29 protein-coding genes are annotated in these 18,574 nt (G+C 69.8%); all 29 read left to right on the top strand.

Going from position 1 to position 18,574, the window contains the following annotated elements:
* Window positions 1-710 precede the first annotated feature (710 nt).
* The 29 genes from ACFYPC_RS35700 (at window position 711) to ACFYPC_RS35560 (ending at window position 18,572) form a co-directional block, all read left to right on the top strand.
* Window positions 711-1,079, top strand: a complete 369-nt coding sequence (locus ACFYPC_RS35700; RefSeq protein WP_391891496.1) for a hypothetical protein — start codon at window positions 711-713, stop codon at window positions 1,077-1,079.
* A 94-nt stretch (window positions 1,080-1,173) separates the two neighbouring features.
* The gene (locus tag ACFYPC_RS35695) at window positions 1,174-1,554 is read left to right on the top strand and encodes a hypothetical protein (protein ID WP_391891495.1); all 381 of its coding nucleotides are present in this window, start codon (window positions 1,174-1,176) and stop codon (window positions 1,552-1,554) included.
* Window positions 1,555-1,675: 121 nt separating this feature from the next.
* Complete coding sequence (locus tag ACFYPC_RS35690; protein WP_391891494.1) at window positions 1,676-2,680, top strand: DUF932 domain-containing protein; 1,005 nt, start codon at window positions 1,676-1,678, stop codon at window positions 2,678-2,680.
* Between the two features lie 243 nt (window positions 2,681-2,923).
* Complete coding sequence (locus tag ACFYPC_RS35685; RefSeq protein WP_391891493.1) at window positions 2,924-3,412, top strand: hypothetical protein; 489 nt, start codon at window positions 2,924-2,926, stop codon at window positions 3,410-3,412.
* Window positions 3,405-3,620 (top strand): hypothetical protein, encoded by a 216-nt coding sequence (locus tag ACFYPC_RS35680; RefSeq protein ID WP_391891492.1) that lies wholly within the window; start codon window positions 3,405-3,407, stop codon window positions 3,618-3,620. Before ACFYPC_RS35685 ends, ACFYPC_RS35680 begins: the two co-directional genes overlap by 8 nt.
* A gap of 159 nt (window positions 3,621-3,779) precedes the next feature.
* Window positions 3,780-4,103 carry a hypothetical protein gene (locus ACFYPC_RS35675; RefSeq protein WP_391891491.1) on the top strand — a complete coding sequence of 108 codons (324 nt, stop codon included), beginning with the start codon at window positions 3,780-3,782 and terminating at the stop codon, window positions 4,101-4,103.
* 241 nt (window positions 4,104-4,344) lie between these two features.
* Complete coding sequence (locus ACFYPC_RS35670; RefSeq protein WP_391891490.1) at window positions 4,345-5,184, top strand: hypothetical protein; 840 nt, start codon at window positions 4,345-4,347, stop codon at window positions 5,182-5,184.
* Entirely contained in the window at window positions 5,181-5,561 is a 381-nt protein-coding gene (locus ACFYPC_RS35665) for a hypothetical protein (protein ID WP_391891489.1), read from the top strand. The genes ACFYPC_RS35670 and ACFYPC_RS35665 overlap by 4 nt, the downstream gene beginning before the upstream one ends.
* A gap of 199 nt (window positions 5,562-5,760) precedes the next feature.
* Window positions 5,761-6,477: a PP2C family protein-serine/threonine phosphatase gene (locus tag ACFYPC_RS35660; protein WP_391891488.1), complete on the top strand. Its 717-nt coding sequence runs from the start codon at window positions 5,761-5,763 to the stop codon at window positions 6,475-6,477.
* Between the two features lie 121 nt (window positions 6,478-6,598).
* Complete coding sequence (locus tag ACFYPC_RS35655) at window positions 6,599-6,841, top strand: hypothetical protein (RefSeq protein ID WP_391891487.1); 243 nt, start codon at window positions 6,599-6,601, stop codon at window positions 6,839-6,841.
* 31 nt (window positions 6,842-6,872) lie between these two features.
* Window positions 6,873-7,226 (top strand): hypothetical protein, encoded by a 354-nt coding sequence (locus tag ACFYPC_RS35650; protein ID WP_391891486.1) that lies wholly within the window; start codon window positions 6,873-6,875, stop codon window positions 7,224-7,226.
* Between the two features lie 10 nt (window positions 7,227-7,236).
* Complete coding sequence (locus ACFYPC_RS35645; RefSeq protein WP_391891485.1) at window positions 7,237-7,839, top strand: hypothetical protein; 603 nt, start codon at window positions 7,237-7,239, stop codon at window positions 7,837-7,839.
* Window positions 7,840-8,062: 223 nt separating this feature from the next.
* Window positions 8,063-8,404 carry a hypothetical protein gene (locus ACFYPC_RS35640; protein WP_391891484.1) on the top strand — a complete coding sequence of 114 codons (342 nt, stop codon included), beginning with the start codon at window positions 8,063-8,065 and terminating at the stop codon, window positions 8,402-8,404.
* Window positions 8,405-8,463: 59 nt separating this feature from the next.
* Window positions 8,464-8,718 (top strand): hypothetical protein, encoded by a 255-nt coding sequence (locus ACFYPC_RS35635; RefSeq protein ID WP_391891483.1) that lies wholly within the window; start codon window positions 8,464-8,466, stop codon window positions 8,716-8,718.
* Between the two features lie 49 nt (window positions 8,719-8,767).
* On the top strand, window positions 8,768-9,217 hold the full coding sequence (locus ACFYPC_RS35630; RefSeq protein WP_391891482.1) for a hypothetical protein: 450 nt from the start codon (window positions 8,768-8,770) through the stop codon (window positions 9,215-9,217).
* A gap of 44 nt (window positions 9,218-9,261) precedes the next feature.
* On the top strand, window positions 9,262-9,450 hold the full coding sequence (locus ACFYPC_RS35625) for a hypothetical protein (protein ID WP_391891481.1): 189 nt from the start codon (window positions 9,262-9,264) through the stop codon (window positions 9,448-9,450).
* A gap of 78 nt (window positions 9,451-9,528) precedes the next feature.
* Window positions 9,529-9,897, top strand: a complete 369-nt coding sequence (locus ACFYPC_RS35620; RefSeq protein WP_391891480.1) for a hypothetical protein — start codon at window positions 9,529-9,531, stop codon at window positions 9,895-9,897.
* 95 nt (window positions 9,898-9,992) lie between these two features.
* Window positions 9,993-10,760 carry a hypothetical protein gene (locus ACFYPC_RS35615; protein WP_391891479.1) on the top strand — a complete coding sequence of 256 codons (768 nt, stop codon included), beginning with the start codon at window positions 9,993-9,995 and terminating at the stop codon, window positions 10,758-10,760.
* Between the two features lie 106 nt (window positions 10,761-10,866).
* A complete protein-coding gene (locus tag ACFYPC_RS35610; RefSeq protein ID WP_391891478.1) occupies window positions 10,867-11,916 on the top strand; it encodes a hypothetical protein in 1,050 nt (349 codons plus the stop codon).
* Between the two features lie 217 nt (window positions 11,917-12,133).
* A complete protein-coding gene (locus tag ACFYPC_RS35605; protein WP_391891477.1) occupies window positions 12,134-12,619 on the top strand; it encodes a hypothetical protein in 486 nt (161 codons plus the stop codon).
* A 52-nt stretch (window positions 12,620-12,671) separates the two neighbouring features.
* On the top strand, window positions 12,672-13,274 hold the full coding sequence (locus ACFYPC_RS35600) for a hypothetical protein (protein ID WP_391891476.1): 603 nt from the start codon (window positions 12,672-12,674) through the stop codon (window positions 13,272-13,274).
* Window positions 13,232-13,564, top strand: coding sequence for a hypothetical protein (locus tag ACFYPC_RS35595; RefSeq protein ID WP_391891475.1), 333 nt, complete (start codon window positions 13,232-13,234; stop codon window positions 13,562-13,564). Before ACFYPC_RS35600 ends, ACFYPC_RS35595 begins: the two co-directional genes overlap by 43 nt.
* Before the next feature lie 130 nt (window positions 13,565-13,694).
* Window positions 13,695-15,215 (top strand): ParB/RepB/Spo0J family partition protein, encoded by a 1,521-nt coding sequence (locus ACFYPC_RS35590; RefSeq protein WP_391891474.1) that lies wholly within the window; start codon window positions 13,695-13,697, stop codon window positions 15,213-15,215.
* 78 nt (window positions 15,216-15,293) lie between these two features.
* Window positions 15,294-15,620: a hypothetical protein gene (locus ACFYPC_RS35585; RefSeq protein WP_391891473.1), complete on the top strand. Its 327-nt coding sequence runs from the start codon at window positions 15,294-15,296 to the stop codon at window positions 15,618-15,620.
* A gap of 119 nt (window positions 15,621-15,739) precedes the next feature.
* Complete coding sequence (locus ACFYPC_RS35580; protein ID WP_391891472.1) at window positions 15,740-16,117, top strand: hypothetical protein; 378 nt, start codon at window positions 15,740-15,742, stop codon at window positions 16,115-16,117.
* Window positions 16,118-16,442: 325 nt separating this feature from the next.
* Window positions 16,443-16,754: a hypothetical protein gene (locus ACFYPC_RS35575; protein WP_391891471.1), complete on the top strand. Its 312-nt coding sequence runs from the start codon at window positions 16,443-16,445 to the stop codon at window positions 16,752-16,754.
* Window positions 16,755-16,856: 102 nt separating this feature from the next.
* On the top strand, window positions 16,857-17,051 hold the full coding sequence (locus ACFYPC_RS35570; protein ID WP_391891470.1) for a hypothetical protein: 195 nt from the start codon (window positions 16,857-16,859) through the stop codon (window positions 17,049-17,051).
* A 64-nt stretch (window positions 17,052-17,115) separates the two neighbouring features.
* On the top strand, window positions 17,116-17,730 hold the full coding sequence (locus tag ACFYPC_RS35565; protein ID WP_391891469.1) for a cell envelope biogenesis protein OmpA: 615 nt from the start codon (window positions 17,116-17,118) through the stop codon (window positions 17,728-17,730).
* A 41-nt stretch (window positions 17,731-17,771) separates the two neighbouring features.
* Window positions 17,772-18,572, top strand: coding sequence for a hypothetical protein (locus ACFYPC_RS35560; protein ID WP_391891468.1), 801 nt, complete (start codon window positions 17,772-17,774; stop codon window positions 18,570-18,572).
* Window positions 18,573-18,574: the final 2 nt, after the last annotated feature.

The following is an 18,574-nucleotide window of genomic DNA, read 5'->3' as shown; positions in this document are numbered from 1 at the left end:
TCTAGCGTACCGCGTGCATCATGTTGATGCAGCATGTACCGTTGGCGAAAACACGGGACACGCCCTAGTCGTCTGGACCGGGGCTTGGGAAGCGATGACTCATTGGTGTCAGGGATTTCCGAATTCCCTGACATGAGAGAAAGAGAGGGACTCCCGAATTCCTTGGAACTAGTAAATCACGGAAATCGGGAGAGAGTTGGCCCCTCCGGGCCCAACCCGCCCCGGAGATACGAGAGTGAGAGAGCGTCAGGAGACGACAGGGCGTGTGGGCACCCTCCGGGCCCCCACACGCCCCACCACCCCACCAGGCTCCTACCGGACGCCTGGCAGGCCACCAGACCCCCACCACCCAGCGCGGCGACACCAGCGCCGCGCCACCACCACCAACAGCCCAACCCGATCCACGAAGCCGCCGCCCACCCACACCCCGCCCCCATCCTCTCTTCATTCTTCTACGGTGCGGAAAAGTGGCAGCTGAGGGGATGTCAGCAAGGCGACCACACGTTACTAGGCATCTGACCAGTGGTTTCATCGAAGCCGGCCGTTTGGCCCCGCAACCTCCAGCGCAACACCTAACGCAACGTCAGAACGCAACCCCGTGCGCAACATCGGGCGCAACGTGGGGTTCCAATCCCCCCTGACTTCCACTATTATTTGAGTCCTGGGGGAGGCGACCCCCGGAAACGCAAGGAACCAACGAAGGGGAGAACGTGGAAATCAAGATCTCTGGCGGCATTGTCCGCCGCGTACGCGGCGCGGACGCGCCGATGAACGGCCTTGCAATTCAGGCCCGCACGGTCGCGAACTTCCTCCCGCTTTACGTCCGGCGGACGGGGGCGAACATCGTTCACAACGTCGACGACAAGTACACGGGAATTCGCGTCGACACCAAGCGCGGCCCGATCGTTCTGGAAATGCCGTCAGGCGAGTCCCCCTATCGTCTCGTCCACCAGCTTCCGGAGCCGGACGAGACCGGGCGCACCGAAGTGGAGATGCGCCGCTTCCCTCAGATCTACAAGCCGCAGGGAATCGCGCTCATTCTTGGTGAATTCCTTCAGTCGCGCGGGTTTCTGAGCTAGTCAGCAACCCATCCGGGGGGAATGGTGGGTCACTAAGCCATTCCCCCCGGGCACGTCCAGACAAAATCCGTGATCGGAAAAGGGGAAACTGATCATGAAACTTGTTTCGCGTGTGACCGGAAAAGAGATCAAGCAGGGCCGGACGCTTCATGGGCAGGCAGGCGCCGCCACCGGGCTTGCGTGGAGGTTCGAGCGGATCAGTCTTCACCGTGACGGAGTCCACCACGTCCATGTGTCGCGCCCTGGCGGGAAGCTGGGCCGCATCCACCGCGAGTTTCACCCGAGCGTCTTCGGGTGTGAGGTCACGGTGGAGATCACGTGGCGCCTGGCCGTCCGGCACGCCGCTACGCGTACGTGGTCGAAGGTCGATGATTACCTGTTGGCCGGAGTGTTTGCCCTGGTGCCGTTGGCGTTCTTCGAGCACTTCCACTGGGCGGAGGCCATCGTTTCCGCCCTCGGATTGAACGGACACTAGAGGAAAGTGCAGGTCAGGGGTGGGTTTACCCACCCCTGATTTCCACTATTGTTGGAGTTGTTCGGGGGGTGGTGGCCCCACCCCCCGAACCGCAGAAGCCAACAGCGAAGGGGAAACGCAGATGGCACACCAGATCGAGCAGTTCACCGACGGAACCGCCGCATTCGTGTCCGCCCGCGAGAGCGCGTGGCACGGACTGGGGACCGTCACGGCCGGAGCACTGACCGCCGAAGAGGCCATGGAGAAGGCTTCTCTCGCCGACTGGAACGTCCGGCTCCTGGAGTTGGCCGCAACAGAGATCACGGAGGACGGCGCCACTCGCGTGGACGTCCCCGAACATTTCGCGTCCGTCCGCACCCACCCCAAGACCGGCCGGACCGAAACTCTCGGAGTGGTGGGCAGCGACTACCACCCCGTACAGAACGAGGAACACGCCGAGTTCCTCAACCTGTTGGCCGACGAGTCCGGCGCGCACTTCGAGACCGCCGGATCGCTGAAGAACGGCCGCCAAGTGTTCCTCACGATGAAGATGCCGCATTCCATGGTGATCGGCGGAACCGACGTCACGGACCTGTACATCGCTGCGTTCAACAGCCACGACGGATCCGCCGCGTTCCGGATCGTCACCACGCCAGTCCGCGTTGTCTGCGCCAACACCCAGCGCGCAGCGATCCAGTCCGCCCGGTCCAGTTTCACCGTGCGGCACACCGCCGGGGCGAAGGCCCGTATCGCGCAGGCCCGCACCGCGCTCGGTCTCACCTTCAAGTACGCGGAGGAGTTCGAGAAGGCTGCACAGCGCATGGTCGAGGCGGAGATGACGCTAGGTGAACTCCGGTCGGTCGTCGACGCCATGTGGCCCGTTGCAGCGGAGGACAGCAAGCGCAAGGCGACCAACACCGAGCAGCGGTGGGGGCAGATCTCTCATCTGTTCGAGCAGGCCGACACCCAGGCGCAGATCCGGGGCACACGGTGGGCCGGATACAACGCGCTCACGGAGTACGTGAACCACGCCGCGCCCACCCGGGGCAAGACCGAGGCCGACAAGCGGCGAGCCCGCGCGGAACGCATTGTCAGCGGAGCGGCTGACTCCCTGATCGAGCGCGCTTTCGCTCTGACCACGGTCTGACCAACACAGACCCCCGTGCGGGTCGGGTGACCCCGACACCCGGCCCGCACGGGCCCCGCCTCGCCCGAGCGCGGAGCGCTCCCACCACTGAGGAAGCGCGGAGCGCGCCCGCCCCGCCTCTGCCGCGTAGCGGCAGAGCAACGCGTCTGCGGAGCAGACCGCGCGCCCAGAACAGCCGCGCCCCACCGCCCACCGCCCCCGCCGGCCTTTTGCTGACAGCCTCTCGCCAAGGAGCACTGCGCCATGCCCGCACGCCCCGAGCTCATCCGCCCCGACGAGGCCTCTACCGAGGCCGCCATGGATCGCGCCCTGGGCGCGTTCGCTTCCCTGTTCCAGGCACTCGGTCCCGGTCAGCACACCCTGAGCATCGCGTCCGTGCGGACCGACGGCGCCCAGCTCTCGCGCACAGCCGATCTCTCCCTTGCGACGAACCCCGCGCGCATGGTGGTCCTGGACGAGGACGACTACGCCGCCTTGGCCACGCTGTTGGTATTCGCGCTGGAAGGAAGCACCGTCACCGGCGCCGTACTCATAGCCACCACGGCCGCCGAGCCCCGCCCCCGCGCGTGCGGCTGGATCGTGCGTGATGGGTGGCTGCACCCCATGGACACGGCCGATGTCCAGGCCGCCGTCACCCCCTGCCCCGGCAGCTCCACCGTAGACCGCGAGGTCTACCCCGCCCCTGTACTCATCAAGCCGTCCGGAATGGACAAGGAGTACCCCCGTGGCTGACACCCCCGCCATCACCGCAGACGGATACTGCACCAATGCCGCGCCGGTCCCCGGCAGCGTCCGCAGCACCAACACCACCGGCCTCGGAAGCAAGTTCGCCCGGATGAACAACCGCCCCTACGCCAACTGCCCTTGCGGGCGTGCCGGGATCGGTGTGACGGAGCGCGGCAACCTGCACCGGCACAAGCCCCCGAAGGGCGCCGAGTAGCCCCCACCAGCCCCGTGCGCCTTCCCCCACCACTCGGGGACGGACCCAAACCAGATCGCCACTGGCCGCCCCCTGTCTCCCCGCGCCCGCCTCTCCCCCTCGCCGGGCGCGGGGAGACCACAACCGCCCACCAGACCCGTGCCAGCTGAAGGAGCCGTCATGCCCGCCCACACGTTCAACTGGACCCAGCCGCCCTACGACGAGGAAACGCCGATCCTCGGCGGCCAGCTACTCGCCGTCGCACAGAAGGTCGTCGAGCGGCTCGGCGACCAGTGGGGCGCAGCCGCAGGCCCCGGAGGCCGCACCGGGCATCTGCGCTACGCCCACCATGACGTTTTCACCATCGGAGTGTGCGAGGCCGGAGACGTCTTCCTACGCAGCGACGTTGCAGGCGACGTCAGGCACCTTCCGCACGTCACCGCGAACAGCAGCCCCGACGACATCGCGGACGCCGTGGCCATCCACGTCGGCGACCTGTACTGACCCCCGCCGCGCGGGGGGGGCCGCCCCCGCCCCCCCCCCCCCCGCCGCCGCCCCCCCCCCCCCGGGGGCGCCCCCCCCGGGCGCCCCCCCCAAACCCCCCCCCCCCCCCCAGGGCGCCGGCGGGCCCCACCCCCGCGGGCGACGTGAACTCCCCCCCCCCCCCGGGGGGGGCCGCCCCCGCCCCCCCCCCCCACGGCGCAGCGCCACCGCTCGCGTCGACCACCACCAGGAGCAGCAGCCCATGAACCCGAGCCTGACCGTCGAGACGCCCGCCGGCACTGTGAGCGCCACCGCCCGGCCCCGCGAGAAGGACTCCGTCGTGTTCGACCTTGGCGGAGCGATGCGCGGCAGCGTGCACGTCACCGGCACCCACCACGTACGGCACTGGGACCAGTTCACCGCCGTCCGCGCCTGTCTCGGCCCCGTCAACGCTTTCCAGGAGACCGAGCCTGCCCCCGCCGAGACGCTGCCGCGGCTCGCCCACAGCCGCACCGGCTACCGTGGCAGCCTCACCCTCTACCGTGACGCGCCAGCCGACCGCCCCCAGTTGTCGGCATACCCCGCGGAATCCACCGCCGGACACGAACCGTCGCCCAAGACGGCGGCGACGCTCACGGCCGTGCTGCGCGCCTGCGCCGAACACGTCGAGCAGCGGCCCGACTTCCCCCAGATCCTCACCGCCTCCCGCGAGCGCGATACGCCCGCAATGCTGCGGTTCCTCACGTGGTCGGCCGACTACCACCGGGGCGCAGCCGCCCGCCTGGAGGGCAAGGCCCGGGCCTCCCGGCCCGCACTGCGCGCGGCCGTGACTGCCTGGTGGACCGCCGCGCGATGGTTCACCGCGCGCCCTCACCCTGCCGTGTTGATCATGCTCGCCAACCTGGACGGATCACTGGCCCGCACCGTCGATGTCCAGGAGTGGCTGGGCCCCTACTGCCTCACCGAAGCCGCGCGCGAACACGACCGCGCTCGCAGCGCCGAGGCCGAAGCCGCCTCCCTGCGCACCCAGCAGCGGAACCGGCGAACTGTCCGCCGCCCGCAGACCGGTACGCCCAACACAGCACGGGTGGAGATCGCATGACTTTGCGCTGGCTCATGACCCTCGGAGAGCGCACGCGCCCGGACACACCCACCTACGCCGAATGCCCGCCACCGGGCGAAGCCCGCGCCGCCGCCCTGGTCGACGACTGCGGACAGCTCTTCCCCATCCTCAGCACCTGGAGGAGCCAGTTCGGCAGCGACCTGACCGCATGGGCCGCACAGGTCGAAGTCGACGACATCGAGCACCTCCCCCCGCACGTGACCGAGGACTGGGGACCGGAACTCCGGCTCGACACCGTGCCGGGCGGATACGTGGTGGTGTCCGACTACCGGGACCACGAACAGCCCTCCACCAACAGGCTCCGGCACCATTCCCGGCGCACCACCCTGGACGCGGCGCCGGGGGCGCACCCGTAAGTGCGCAGTTCAGGGGTGGGTTCACATCCCCCGGAAATCTACTATTATTAGTTATGCGGGAGGGGGTCCCCACCCCCCTCCCGTCCCTGGCACTCACCGACCGAGCGCCCGATTCCGAGGCCACCGCCTCACCTCGCCGTCCGGCCGAGCAGGCCGCGCCCCCCAGTCGGCTACTCCACTCCAGCCCAGGAGAGCTCACATGGCCCACGCATCCGCCCAGCTGATCGGCGACCGCTCCCACCAGTGCGACGCCACCGCCACCTACACCCACAACGGAGCCCGCGCGTACGTTCTGTGCGACGGCATCGGCTCCAGTGACGAGGTGCGCGACTGGACCCGCACAGCCGCCCGACGTATCGCCCGAGCGGCCGCCCGTTCCGCCGACGCCGAGGCCGGCCTCCGAGCTGTCTACGACAGCTACGCCGCCGAACCCGAGCGCAGCGACCCGTACGCGGACACGCCCAACGCATGTGCGGCCGTTGCCGTCACCGCCCCCGGGAAACCGCTGACCATCGCCTGGTGCGGAGACGTCCGCGCCTACACCCTCACTCCCGGCGGCACCCTCCAGTGCCTCACCGCCGATCACAACGTCCGCCGCGTGTTCCAGGGCAGCCGCAACGTCGTCACGTCCTACCTGGGTTCGGCAAAGACCGATGAGCAGACGAAATTCCGGTACGGACACCCGGCGATCGAGTCGGCCAGTGGCCCCGCAGAGGCCTGCCGCCTGCTGCTCGCCAGCGACGGCGCGTACGAGCCCCTTGAGGACTCCGCCCGCAACCTCGCCAACTATCTTGACGGGAACCCCGAGCAGGCCTCCACGGACTTCGTCACATCCGCCGTCGAGCATGCCGGAAGCTACGCCGACAACGCCACCGTCCTGGTTGCCGACGTCCCCGGCGCGGACCCGCGGGAGTGAGTTCCCGCAGGTCAGGGGTGGGTTCACACATGGTCAATATTCACTATTATTGATGTTGCGGGAGGGGGCGGCTTCCCCTCACTCCATACCCCTCCCGCACCCACCGACCCAAGGAGCGCCGATGCTGGAGCAGTTCCGGTTCACCCGCAACCGCGCATCTTTCGGATACCGGGTCCTTGACCAGCAGGACCGGAGCACCTGTTACGGCGTCGTATGGCACCACCGCGACGGTTCGGACTGGGTCGCGGAGTCCCCCGGTCACACCCCGGGCAATGGCGGCGGCATCCCCGGATTCGCCAGCCGCCAGCAAGCCGCGCGCTTCCTGTACCGCTATCGCAGGCCCCAGCCATCCGGCCGCCCTTGAGCAGCCTCCCACCCCACGGAAGGGGCACGCCATGGCCACCTTCGGCCACATCACCCGCGCACGGTGCGCCCAGTTGGGCCGCTTCCTCACCGCCGCCGGCCTCTCCTGGGAGGACAACGGCAGCCAGGACAGCCCCGAGGCGCTCACGTACACCGTCACCGACCCCCACGGGCGCCGCTGGACCATCAGTCCGGCCACCAGCAACCAGATCGTCCCGTCACGACCGGCGAGCCTGTGGCAGACCACATGCCGGGATCCGTACGACCGCAGCCCCGTCATGTCGGCGCGGGCAGTCGCCACGCGCATCCTGACTTCCCCGCCTGAGCAGGACTCGGCCGCGCCCACCGCCCCGCGGAGCCTCTCAGCCGCCAGCCCGAAGGAGTGAACACCCCGTCATGCCGCAGGAGATGACCACACAGGAGCAGTTCGACGCGTTCGCCGACGAGGTCGCGCGGGAGCTGGGCACGCATTGCCGCACCGCCCCCAGCGACGAGTACGCGCACGGTCTGGCGCGGCTCATCATCGACGACGAGGAACGCGCCCTGAACCTGTGCCAGCCTGACGACCGGCAGCCCGCCCGCCTGAAGGTCTACGCGGCCCTTCCGGACGGCTCCGAGGTCCTGGCCCCGTCGATCGGCGTCACGGCCAGCAGCGCCCACCACGTCGCGCGGCAGATCACCCGACGGCTGTACCCGCTGCACGCCGAAGCCTCCCACCTGGCCGCCCAGTTCACCGCGCGGAAGGAGGCCGAGGCTCGCGAACGCCGTGCCGTTGTCGAGGCCGTGGCCGGCGCGCTCCCCGGCGCTCGGATCCAGGATCAGCACCGCCGCACAGACGTGTACTGGCAGCGCGCTTCGCAGCCGCAGGGCCCGTCAGGCCCCATCCACATCGACAGCGTGCGCGCCGTCATCGGAGCGTCGGGAGAAGGCGTGAGCGTCGAAGTGTCCGGCCGCCCTCAGGACATCGTCGCCATGCTGGCCGCCTTCGCCGAGCGATGAGCCGCGCCCGCCCCTCGCCACCTCACCAACGGGTCTGCCCGGCCACCGTTCGCGCTCACCTCCTGCGCACAGTTCGTTTGCGCAGGTCAGAGATGGGTTCACACAGAGCAGATCTACACTATTATTGCCTTAACGGGCTCGGGGTACTCCCCCTGGACCTCGCCCGCCGGGGCGCAGGTCCCCGGCCCCGCCCCTCCACCTCATTCCAGTCTCAGGAGTTGCCATGCTGCGAGTGCTGCGCCGCGCTCTTCGCCCTCCCCGCGTCCGGCTGGCCGCCCGCCCGTTCGGCCAAGGCGTCCTCGCACTGCCGCCCACCTCCCGTGACGGACTCGGGCCCGACATCACGGCGCCACAGGCCATCGCCTACAACCGCACCCGCGTGGCCACCGTCACCGCCTTGGCCCTCTACCGCAGCGGCCAGCGGCTCTACCTGAGCGACGCCGAACTCGACACCGCCGTGCGCGACCTCAAATTCCCGTACTCCCGCCCCAGCGCCGAGACCCGCGCCGCCATCCGCGCCGCGCTCGCCGTGCTGGAGGCGGACCCCACCATCACCGTCATCTGACCCGGCGCGCGGGTTCCCGCCGCCACGTCGACGGGAACCGGCGCCGGAAGGCCCAGCCCATGTACCTGGTCACCCCCGACCCCGGCCACGGGGTCGTAGCCGCGCCCCGCGCGCCAAAGGACCTGACCGCCGAGACCGAACAGGCCCTCGGTGCACGCGGGTTCACCTGGAACGACAGCATCGAGGCTTACGTGCGCCCCAGCCCCGCAGACGAAGCAACGTCCACGGCGGCGGACGTCGCCGCCGAGCTCCGGGCCCTTGGCCACTACGTCATCACCCCCGCAGCCGTCGCCCTTGCGCAGTTCCCCAGCTGAGGCACGGCCGCCCAACCGCCCCCCGCAGCACGCACCGAAGGGACACCCCATGGCCGATGCCACCGCGCCCGTCCTCACCACGGCCGCCGTCACGGTCACGACCGACCGCATGGGCCGCCTGTACGCCGTCATCCCCGACGACGTCGCCCGCCTGCTCACCGTCGCCTCGCACCAGGGCATCGACCCGGAAGCACGCGGCATCTTCTTCGAGTCCGACGCCCACCCGGCCAACTCCTGGGCCACCGCCACCGTACGCACCATTTTCGAGGCCGTACTGTCCTCGCCCCTCTCCGCCGAGGACGTCCACACATGGGGCCTGAACCTGTACCGGAAGCACGACGGCGGCACCCTCTACGGATTCATCGTCGGCGAGAGCGGATGGGACCCAGACACCCGCTGGTGGCGCGACCCCGACCACACCCGTGACCTGTGCGTCCGGGGCAACGCGTCCATCGCGCCCGCGGACCGCCGCGCCCTCGCCGGAACCTGCACCTTCTGACAGCCCCACCACCAGGCCGCCCACCCGGCAGGAGGCCACCCGGCATGCGCACGGCCCCGAGCAACGAACCCCGTCCGTGGCGCCCTTCCGAGGACTTCACGGAGCCCTGCGAGACCTGCCACGCCCCCGCCGGGCAACTCTGCCGGCCGTCCTGCGACACCGGCTACACCGCCCAGGACGCCCAACGGGACACCGAACGCCGGGCGCAGCGCAGCCGCCCGCCCACCGAGTGATCCCCAGGCAGGCAACCGGCCAGACCGCCAACGCGCCGCATGCTCAGTTGGCGCCGCACCCGAAGGAGCGCAGCACCCATGGATCTGACCACCGCCGCCGGCCTTGAGTCGCTCGCGCGCGACATCGCCGAGCTCCTCGAAGCAGAGCATGTTGCGCCCGGCGAAACCCCAGGCCGCGTAGGCATCAACTACGCCGACGGCCGCGCCGTGGAACTGGAGTTCAACCGGCCACCCTCCACCCACGTGACCATCAGCGCAGTATTGCCCGATCTGGCCCGCACGCACGGCATCGAGGTTCCGCCGATCACGGTCTACCTGCCACTGCGCTCACGCCAAGGCGACCCCGGGGCCAAAACCCCTGCCCAGATCGTGGCCGACCAGATCCACTGGCGCATCGAGCAGGCGCACACCGTGGCCCTGGCCGAGCTGGTCAAGCGCACCACCTGACCTGGGACCGCCACCGGGGCTCGGCGTTCACCGGTTCACCGGCGGCGCCCAGCCTGCGACTCCGCCCGATCAGACCCCGCGAAGGACGATCAGCCGTGTCCCCTGACGTAGCCCCTCTGGACACCGCAGACCTGTCCGCGCTCGCCGACGGCCAGCGAGCCTGGTTCACCACCGTTCGCGGCCCGGTGTTCGTACGGCGCTACGCCCGGCACGGGGACTTCGTCCGGGCCGCCGTACGGTCCGGCAACGGCCAGGACCGCGCCGCCCTTCTGCCCCTGCACCCCGACGCGTACCCGCTCGCCCCGGCATGGCTCGCCGCCATCGCCGAGACCGCCCCCGAAACGGCCGACCACCGCAACCCGTTCGCGTCGATGACGTCCGTCCGGCTGCTCGCGCGGATGACGCCGGACAAGCGCAACGGCATCCCGAGGCTGAGCGACGGATCGGTCGGCTGGAGCATGCCCGGCGCTACCGCCCGCGTCTGGCCCGACGGCCGCATCCAACTGCGCAGCACCACCGGCCCGGTCCTGGCCTGCCGCCTGGAAGGCTCGCCGTGGGACCACTTCCAGATGGCCACCGTGGCAGACTCCGGCCTACGCCTGCTGTGTGCGCCCGAAGCCCAGCACATGACCCGCACCGGCGAGCCCTCCGGCTGGCACCGCCCCTACGACCGCCCCGGAAACACCATGGCGGGACGCGAACGCAATGGCGGTCAGATCTACGACGGCTCCACCACGTCCTCCTGCACCTGCGGCTGGAGCACGACCTCCCCTTCACAGCTCGGCGCCCGGGCCATGGCCGAGCAGCACCGCCGGGAGGCCACCGCCAGCACGGCCGGAGCCGACCAACCGCCGCACCCGTAGCCGCAACTGCGCAGCACGAGCGCACTTGCGTGCCACCAGACCGCCGCCCTTTGGACACCGCGGCGGCTCACGCCTTGTCTCCGCACCGCCCGAGGAGAGCTCCGTCATGAATCCGTGGAGCGTCATCCCTCTGGATGACCCGCTCGTTGCCGACCTTCGCGCGACGTTCACCGTCTGCCGTCGGAGCGACAAGACCAACGGTCGTACGACCTGGACCGACGCTGACCCTGTAGAGGCATGGGAGACATGCGACGTTCCTGGGTGGAGCGGTTCAATCCGTCTGTCGGCCGACTGGGACCTCATTCAGATCACCGCCGAGGCCGGGAGCTTCCACGCCAGGGTGTGGGAGCTCAGCCGCGCGCCCGTCGAGGTTCTGATCCTTTCGGCGTGGATCGATGAGGACGGCACTGTCACCGAGCTGCCCGAGACCACCCGGGCCGCCGCCTGGGCCGAGGCCTTCCCCGGCGACTGGGACCGGCACGCCCAGCGCGCCGCCCAGTGGATCACCTGCCTGCCCGACCCGAAGGACCCGTTCGGCTACAGCCAGCAAACCCGGTTCCGGGACGCCACGGACAGGGCTGTCAGCCGCCTGAAGAAGTGGGCGTACCGGCAGCTCGCAGCCACCGGCGTCCCCATGGGGTGGCATATCCAGGACCACCGCATCATGCTGCGCCACGGCCGCTACAGCACCCGCGTACTGCTCACCGGCTCCGACTTCGGCGCCGTCCGCGCGGAGTGGGCCGGCGCACTGCCCCGCCTCCGAGACCAGATGCTCGCCGACGACCGGTTCCGCCGCGCCGTCAACACTCGCGGCACGGTCATAGACATCGCACGGATCAAGGCCGGTCCGAGCCTGCTGGACGCGGTCCGCCGCGACCTCGCCGCGGACCGCGTCCCGCACCCTCGCACCGCGCCCTTCCGCACATCCTCATGGGTGGCCTGGACCTGCCCGGACACCGGCCTGGAGCGGCGTGGAATCGTCGTCGGGGAGTCCCTGAGCCGGTCCAAGGTAGTGGCCGTGCAGATCCTGCCCGACGACGGCGCAGAGGAGATCGAGGCCACCGTCACGGGCGCCGTCGGCAGGCTAAAGGCCTGCCGGAAGGTCAGGCAGGGGGAGCCGGGCACCGTCCTCCCGGCGTCGGCCCATCTGGGGTAGGCGAACTCGTGTGACTCACGGACAGCTGCCCGCTGGTCCCGTTCAGGGGGCAGGCCCGGTTGTCTTCCGGGGGCGCAGGGCCAACGGAGAGGGTTAAAACCGCAGGTCAGAGGTGGGTTCACACCCACCAAATATTCACTATTATTGATGTTGCTGGTGCTGCGGAGCGCGCCACAGCCGCCATCCGCCGCCTGCCACCCACGAGAGGACACCGCCTGTGAAGCCCCGAGAACTGACCTCAGCGCTGATCAACCCGACCACACCCCTGGTGCGCGAGGCGCTCCGCCATCTACCGCTCAAGTCTCTGGAGGCACTGACCATTGAGGCCCTCAGGGCAACTGAGGAGGGGGCGCATCAAGTGGTCGTCGACCGGGTCATCGCCTTCGCGTCCCAACAGGACGAAGACGGCGCAGCGCCGGTGGCCGCGTACTTCACACCGACGGAGCGAAGGACCGCGAACGGCCTCACCTGGAGCCCGTTCATCGCCGCACTCGCCAGCACGGAGGAAATCCCGGACCTGCGACACACCCACACCACGGCGGTCGCCGTCCTGGTGGAAGAAGCGGAGCTGACGGACGAGGAGTTCGCGGACCAGGAGCTGGCCGCCGCACTCAACCGGATCGCGGCGATGGACCCGCCCGGCCATGAAGACGTGCTGCGGGTTCACCTGCCCACGCGCCAGGTCACCCGCATGACGGCCTGACCCCCACCCCGTGCGGGCGCTCCACGGCCCGCACGAGGGAGGCGCACTCGACATGCCCGTTCCGATCCTCTGCCACGTCTGCCACCAGAGCCGGTATCAGGTCCGGGGACCGGACTCCTACGCCTGCCGTACCTGCGGCAGCCGGACCACGAGTGCGGAGTTCCCAGTCGGGGTCGACGAGCGACTCATCGTGCTCGAAGGCATCCTTCAGGTCCTCGCCGTGCCGGACGGCCACCAGGTGATCACTCCCAACCGACGCTGCTACGCGCCGCATCTGGGCGCACGCCTGGCTCTCGCGCTGCGCCTGGACCGGGCCCGCGCCCGCGCCGTGTTCGCGCACGCCGAAGACGTCGAGGCCGCCGAAGGACTGCTGGCGGCCCTGGACGCCGACGAGCGCGGGCCCTGGGTGCTGTCGCCCGCGCAGTTGGACGTCCTCACGCGCGCCATGGACGTGAGCAACGCCCTACTGCCGTCGACATCCCGTCAGTACCCGGAGTTCGACGCCGAGATCCGCAACGCCCACGCCATGAGCCGGCGCCCGAGGCGACTGAGCGCAGCGATGCCCCGGGCAAGCCGTCCCCGCACTGCCCCGACCGCAAGGAGAGATCGGCCATGTCCGTCACGTCGTCCGTGTACGCCGTCTACGGCGTGGTGATCGCGCCGCCCCGGGATCTCGACGCGCTCCACGCCGCGCTGGAGGCCCAGACCGCCGAGTCCGGCAGTCCGGACCCGGAGTTCATGCGCGTCCAGCTCTTCACCGTCGGCGACAGCGAGCACATCATCCTGGGCGCGGCGTACGAGGAGTTGGGCCCCAATGAGTACCGGCCCGTGTGCAGCTTCACCGTCAGCCCGGCGTGGAGCGATGTCCTGCTCGGCCTCACCGAGAGCTTGGGCCTTAGCGTCCAGTCCGGACCGGCCTGGCTCCTCGTACACGACCTGAGCTGATCACACCCCGAACGCGACGTTTACCCAGGTCAGAGGGCATCTAGCCACCATTTCAGATGTCACTATTATTGAAGTATGCGGGGTTGGCCCCCCGCCAACTCGCCGCTGAGACATGGAGAAGGAGAGCCACATGGCCACCGTCGTCTCGACCCAGACCGACCAGCCCGACGAATTCGAGGAGGCCGCCCAGCAGATCGTCCAGCTCGACCCGGCGCTGCTCGTGCGCGACGAGCACAACGCCCGCGAGCACGACACCGAGCCGGACGACAAGCTGATCTCTTCCGTCAAGGAACTCGGCGTCGAGGAGGCCATCAGTGTCCGGCCCCGGGCGGACGGCACCTACGGGGTGTTCAAGGGCTGGCGGCGCGCCCAGGCCGCGCAGATCGCCAACGCCACCGCCGGACAGGACGGCCGCCCCGTCCGCACGGTCAAGGCCTTCGTCCGCGAGGACCTGGTCGGCCGTGACGGCTGGACCCGCTTCCTGTCGCTGGTGGAGAACGACCACCGCCTGGAAATGGACGCCCGGGACACCCTCAAGGCCCAGGAACTCTCCCTGGTCGGCATGGACGAGGTGGACCAGGCCAGGGCCGTCAAGGCGATGGGCCTCAAGCACGGCGCGGTCAAGCACCTGCGCAAGGCCCAGAAGCTGAATGACGCCACGCTCCGCCAGGCCACTGCCGGAGGCATGGACCTGGAGCAGACCGCCCAGCTCGCCGAGGTGGAAGAGATCTCCAACGCCCCGCAGCGGCTGCTCCGGGCGCTGGCAAAGGACCAGGAAGAGGGCCGGGGCGGACGCGGGCACTGGGACCAGGAATTCGCCCTGCTGATGGAGGAGCAGGCCAGCACCAAGACCCGCGCGGACGCCACAGCAGCCCTCCAGGAGTCCGGCGTCACCCTACTGTCCACCCTCCCGTACATGACGCGGGAGTCCGCCCGCGCCCTGTCGGACCTCACCACCGGTCTCGGCAATCCGCTCACCGCCGACAACCACCACGGCTGCCACGGCCACTGCGCAGCGCTGGACGAGGAGAACCAGCCCGTCTGGTACTGCTCGGACCCGGCCGGGAACGGCCACAAAGTCCGCAAGCAGCCCAAGAAGCCGCGCACAGCGGAAGACGAGGAGAAGGCGGCGGAGAAGTCGGCCGAGCGGGCGCGGGTGGTGGCCTGCAACCGGGCGTGGAAGGCAGCAGCCGGACCCCGTCAGACGTTCGTAGAGCGTCTGGTCCGTAGCAAGAGCCTGCCCGAGGAGGCCCGGCTCTTCGCTCAGCAGGTGCTGCTGGACCTGCCCGAGTTCTACGGCAAGTGGGCGAGCAAGGGGGACACCACTGCCGTGGCGCGGTTCCTGGGGGCCAAGGAGGGCGAGAACACGGCAGCTTCGGCACTGGCCGCCGCTCTGCCGAAAGCCCGGCTCGCGAACATCCTGTTCGCCCAGGTCGCCGCCGCCTACGAGGCCGACATCCGCGACCCGAAGACCTACGACATGGTGCGGTACCGCCCCGCCTACCTCTGGGAAGCCCCCAGCAAGCAGCAGGCCGCCTATCTGCTGTTGCTCGAATCGCTCGGCCAGGCCGACAGCGGCAGTTACCAGCTGTCCGAGGTCGAGAGCCAGGCCGTGGCCGCGCACCGGCCGCAGGAGCCGACCGCCGCATAGCCCCCGTGGTCCCGGCCGGGGCACGCCGTGCCCCGGCCCTCCTCCCGCGAACGACACCGACACCGCTGGGAGTCCGTCATGCCGCCGTCCAGCCCAGCAGAATCCGATTCCGAGCAGGAGCAGGGCAAGCAGTCGCTCACGCTCGCCGTGCTGCGGCACCTGCTTCGCACCCGCTGGTCCCGTCTTCCCGGCGAGACGCTGGTCGTGCTCTGCGCGGATGCCAGCGGAAACAGCTACTCGCCGTTCAGCACCCTCGACCACGCCCGCTACTCCCCCGTCCACGGGCTGCACGGCGAGGTCTACCCACTGGAAAGCGATCTGGCCAACAGCGAGACCCTGCGCGCGCTGTTCCCCGAGATCCCCGACAACGCCGTCGCCGCGCTCGTGCTCTACCCGCTCGACTGACCGGCCCCCTCTTCTCCCGCCCGGTGCCGCGCATCCCCCGGGCCACGGCGGCATCCGGCCCTCGATTCCCCGGGCAGATCAGTGCCCGGTCATCCCCGCAACACGAGAGGAACTCTCGCATGCTCACCACGACCGAGGTCCGCGACCACATCCGCGACCTGAAGGACGTCGAATCCGTGGCCGCCGTCCAGGAGGCAGCCACCTCCCGCCTCCTGCAACTGGACGCGGCCCGGAAGCCGGTGATCACGCCGGGCCGCACAGGACGGATCGACACCTCAATCCGCCCGGCCTGCCTGCGCCGACTGACCGGCACCGTCCAGCAGCCCAACCGCACAGGCACCCGGTTCGACTTCCTCCTGGACGCCGACTCCACCGCACAACTGCGCCGGGACCCGCGCAACACCCGCTTCCAGATCCCGGAGAGCGTGAAGCGCTTCCGGCTCTCGAAGGTCCCCGCCGCGTGCATCGAGCTCACCAAGGCACCGGCCGACGCCTGAGCAGGCCCGCTCCGGGGGCAGTCCACCTGGCTGCTCCCGGAGCGGGCGCGACCCGGCGCGCCTACGGCCAGGACGCGCACTGTCGACAAACCAGGTCCGGGATCTCTGATCGGCCGCCGTCATCCGGACCGCGCACCCACCGCACCGCGGGTCTCGCCCGCCTCTCCTGAAAGGACGGCTTGTGATGCTGATTCGCCTCTCCCCTGCCCAGCGTGATCTCCTGCTCAGCCACCTGCGTTTCGGCAACCGTCCCGTGCGGGGAAGCCGCACACTCCACACGGCCCTGGCCACTGCCGCACTCACAGACCAGCACTATGCAGTGCTGATGAGTACCGAGACGGCAGAGGCCGCCTCGTTCCTGTTCCGCTTCGCCTCAATGGGCGACGGACCCTGTCAGGAGTACTCGCGAAGCTTCGACGGCGAGTACATCCTCGGGCCCCGGCATCAGACCCATCGCGAGCGCCTGCTGTCCGCCCTCGCCTCAGGCGCTGAAATCCGCGAGGTCCGCAGCTTCCACGATGCTGCCCACCGGCCCCGGCACGATGACGATCCGGAGCCGTGGGTCGTCAACGACACAGCTCTCAAAACGGAGTTCCGCCTCCCGGACGAGGACGTCCACCCCGTCTGGCCGCTCTAGCCGGTGCTGGTCATCAGCGACAGCCCGGACGACGATCCGGTGGGCCTGCTCCCCTGCTGAGTGCCGCTCCGGCACCTGCCACACCGCCCGGGCCTGATCGTCGTGTGTTCCGACCTCGACGACGGCACGACCTACCCACGGGGCGCCGCCATCGCGGCCGAGGCCGGCCTCTGGGCCGGACAGGACCTGAGCTGGCTCCACCTGCGCATGCACGACGCCACCGACTGCCGGTACCTCCCCTTGGAAGAACTTCCGACCGGCGACACCCCCGACCCGCCCCCGCCGCCAGGCAGTTGACGCACTCCACCGGGCGGCTGCCACCGGACAGCCGCCCGCTCCAGCGACTCCAAGGACGTGACAGATGCACCCGATACCTCAACGCTGCGTGCGCCGGCCTCTGTCGGGCGGGCTCGTCGTGCCGTATGTGTCTCTGATCCACGCAGGCCACGCCGCGTTCGGAAGCCTCGATGCGGAACGGGCCCGAACGGCTCTCGTACAACGCCTGTGCCAGATCTGCGGCGAGCCGCTGGAAGAGCGGTGCTTCCTGATAGTCCGCCCGGTCGACGCCGCCCGGGGCATCTCACCCGAACCCGCCCTGCACCCCGAGTGCCTGCCCTACACCGCCGCACACTGCCCCATGCTCAACGGCACGGCCACGCACTACCGCAGCCGCGCGGTCCTGGCCGGCCATCCCGCCGGACGCCCCTGCACCGATCCGTCCTGCCTGTGCCCTTCCCGCTCGCCCGACGAGGGCCACGCCGCCCGCAGCGGCGCACGCGCCGACCGCTACGAGGCCTGGATGATCCACACCCGCAACTACCGCCTGACCGGCCCTTCCGACCAGCCAGGCGTGGTCTCCGGCATCAGCGTCGACGTCCCCGTCCTGCGTCGGCGTGTCCTGCGCACCGCGACACTCACACCTGATCAGGGCCATCTGATGGGTCTGGTGCGCGACCTCCTGGACGGAACTCCGTAACCTTCCGCCCCCTTGCCGCCGTTCACCGAAGGAGGAGTCCCGTGATCACACCCGACCCGGCCACACCCGAGAGCGAAGTCATCAGCAGCCTGTACGAGCTGATGAAAGAACTGAGGAAGCGCAGCGGTGAGCAGCCCGGAGCAGGCGCCGTCGACGTCATCGCCGAGTGGCTCGCCGGCTTCGACTTCACCCGCCCGCCACAGCCCACGCGATGGGTCGCGGGCAGCGCCTGGGTGCTGCGGCTCCAGGACCGCCATGAGGACGTGGTGACGCTCTGGACCGACGAGGCTTCCGCGCTCGCCTCTCTGGCACGGCACGTCCGCGGCAACTGGGACAACGTCCGAGGGGACGAGGGCATCCCTGAAGTGCCTCCCTTCGACGACCGTACGGCCATCGACCTGTACTACGGGCCCAGTGACGGACGTGGCGATGAGGACTACTGGCTGTACGCCGATGACATCGGCAGGAACGCGCCGATGACGCCCGCGCCGTACGGCTTCCGTTTCCCTGGCGGGGAGTTCTGTGCCCAGGCCAACAGCGCTGCTGTATTCCACCCGATGACCGGTCCCGACGACGACGGTCTGCCCTGCATCGAGGTCGGAGGAGTCCTGGTCTTCGCCTACCTGGACCCTGACATGCAGGCCGTGCGGGTGTCGGTGCATCTCGACACCACTGTCGAGCAGCTCGTGCGCGGCGACTCGACGGTCCCACTGCACGTCAAGGTCGAGGACGCCACGGTGTTCAGCGCGGGAGCCGGGCCGGTGCCGGCGAATGCGTGGTCCTGGCGGCTACACCGGCTGGTCCGCCGGGTGCGGTGGATGCGGTGGCGCAGGGGGGATTGACA

The sequence above is a fragment of the Streptomyces sp. NPDC005808 genome, assembly GCF_042871385.1.
GTDB lineage: Bacteria > Actinomycetota > Actinomycetes > Streptomycetales > Streptomycetaceae > Streptomyces.
Note: the sequence above shows the minus strand (reverse complement) of the source record. Positions and strands in the feature narration are given on the sequence as shown.

What these genes read in the sequence shown, in the direction of transcription:
- ACFYPC_RS35665 (WP_391891489.1), top strand. Translation starts at nt 5,181, where the DNA reads ATGACTTTGCGCTGGCTCATGACCCTCGGAGAGCGCACGCGCCCGGAC.
- ACFYPC_RS35620 (WP_391891480.1), top strand. Translation starts at nt 9,529, where the DNA reads ATGGATCTGACCACCGCCGCCGGCCTTGAGTCGCTCGCGCGCGACATC.
- ACFYPC_RS35660 (WP_391891488.1), top strand. Translation starts at nt 5,761, where the DNA reads ATGGCCCACGCATCCGCCCAGCTGATCGGCGACCGCTCCCACCAGTGC.
- ACFYPC_RS35585 (WP_391891473.1), top strand. Translation starts at nt 15,294, where the DNA reads ATGCCGCCGTCCAGCCCAGCAGAATCCGATTCCGAGCAGGAGCAGGGC.
- ACFYPC_RS35685 (WP_391891493.1), top strand. Translation starts at nt 2,924, where the DNA reads ATGCCCGCACGCCCCGAGCTCATCCGCCCCGACGAGGCCTCTACCGAG.
- ACFYPC_RS35600 (WP_391891476.1), top strand. Translation starts at nt 12,672, where the DNA reads ATGCCCGTTCCGATCCTCTGCCACGTCTGCCACCAGAGCCGGTATCAG.
- ACFYPC_RS35625 (WP_391891481.1), top strand. Translation starts at nt 9,262, where the DNA reads ATGCGCACGGCCCCGAGCAACGAACCCCGTCCGTGGCGCCCTTCCGAG.
- ACFYPC_RS35630 (WP_391891482.1), top strand. Translation starts at nt 8,768, where the DNA reads ATGGCCGATGCCACCGCGCCCGTCCTCACCACGGCCGCCGTCACGGTC.
- ACFYPC_RS35690 (WP_391891494.1), top strand. Translation starts at nt 1,676, where the DNA reads ATGGCACACCAGATCGAGCAGTTCACCGACGGAACCGCCGCATTCGTG.
- ACFYPC_RS35675 (WP_391891491.1), top strand. Translation starts at nt 3,780, where the DNA reads ATGCCCGCCCACACGTTCAACTGGACCCAGCCGCCCTACGACGAGGAA.
- ACFYPC_RS35670 (WP_391891490.1), top strand. Translation starts at nt 4,345, where the DNA reads ATGAACCCGAGCCTGACCGTCGAGACGCCCGCCGGCACTGTGAGCGCC.
- ACFYPC_RS35575 (WP_391891471.1), top strand. Translation starts at nt 16,443, where the DNA reads ATGAGTACCGAGACGGCAGAGGCCGCCTCGTTCCTGTTCCGCTTCGCC.
- ACFYPC_RS35580 (WP_391891472.1), top strand. Translation starts at nt 15,740, where the DNA reads ATGCTCACCACGACCGAGGTCCGCGACCACATCCGCGACCTGAAGGAC.
- ACFYPC_RS35640 (WP_391891484.1), top strand. Translation starts at nt 8,063, where the DNA reads ATGCTGCGAGTGCTGCGCCGCGCTCTTCGCCCTCCCCGCGTCCGGCTG.
- ACFYPC_RS35650 (WP_391891486.1), top strand. Translation starts at nt 6,873, where the DNA reads ATGGCCACCTTCGGCCACATCACCCGCGCACGGTGCGCCCAGTTGGGC.
- ACFYPC_RS35655 (WP_391891487.1), top strand. Translation starts at nt 6,599, where the DNA reads ATGCTGGAGCAGTTCCGGTTCACCCGCAACCGCGCATCTTTCGGATAC.
- ACFYPC_RS35565 (WP_391891469.1), top strand. Translation starts at nt 17,116, where the DNA reads ATGCACCCGATACCTCAACGCTGCGTGCGCCGGCCTCTGTCGGGCGGG.
- ACFYPC_RS35595 (WP_391891475.1), top strand. Translation starts at nt 13,232, where the DNA reads ATGTCCGTCACGTCGTCCGTGTACGCCGTCTACGGCGTGGTGATCGCG.
- ACFYPC_RS35645 (WP_391891485.1), top strand. Translation starts at nt 7,237, where the DNA reads ATGCCGCAGGAGATGACCACACAGGAGCAGTTCGACGCGTTCGCCGAC.
- ACFYPC_RS35610 (WP_391891478.1), top strand. Translation starts at nt 10,867, where the DNA reads ATGAATCCGTGGAGCGTCATCCCTCTGGATGACCCGCTCGTTGCCGAC.
- ACFYPC_RS35695 (WP_391891495.1), top strand. Translation starts at nt 1,174, where the DNA reads ATGAAACTTGTTTCGCGTGTGACCGGAAAAGAGATCAAGCAGGGCCGG.
- ACFYPC_RS35635 (WP_391891483.1), top strand. Translation starts at nt 8,464, where the DNA reads ATGTACCTGGTCACCCCCGACCCCGGCCACGGGGTCGTAGCCGCGCCC.
- ACFYPC_RS35590 (WP_391891474.1), top strand. Translation starts at nt 13,695, where the DNA reads ATGGCCACCGTCGTCTCGACCCAGACCGACCAGCCCGACGAATTCGAG.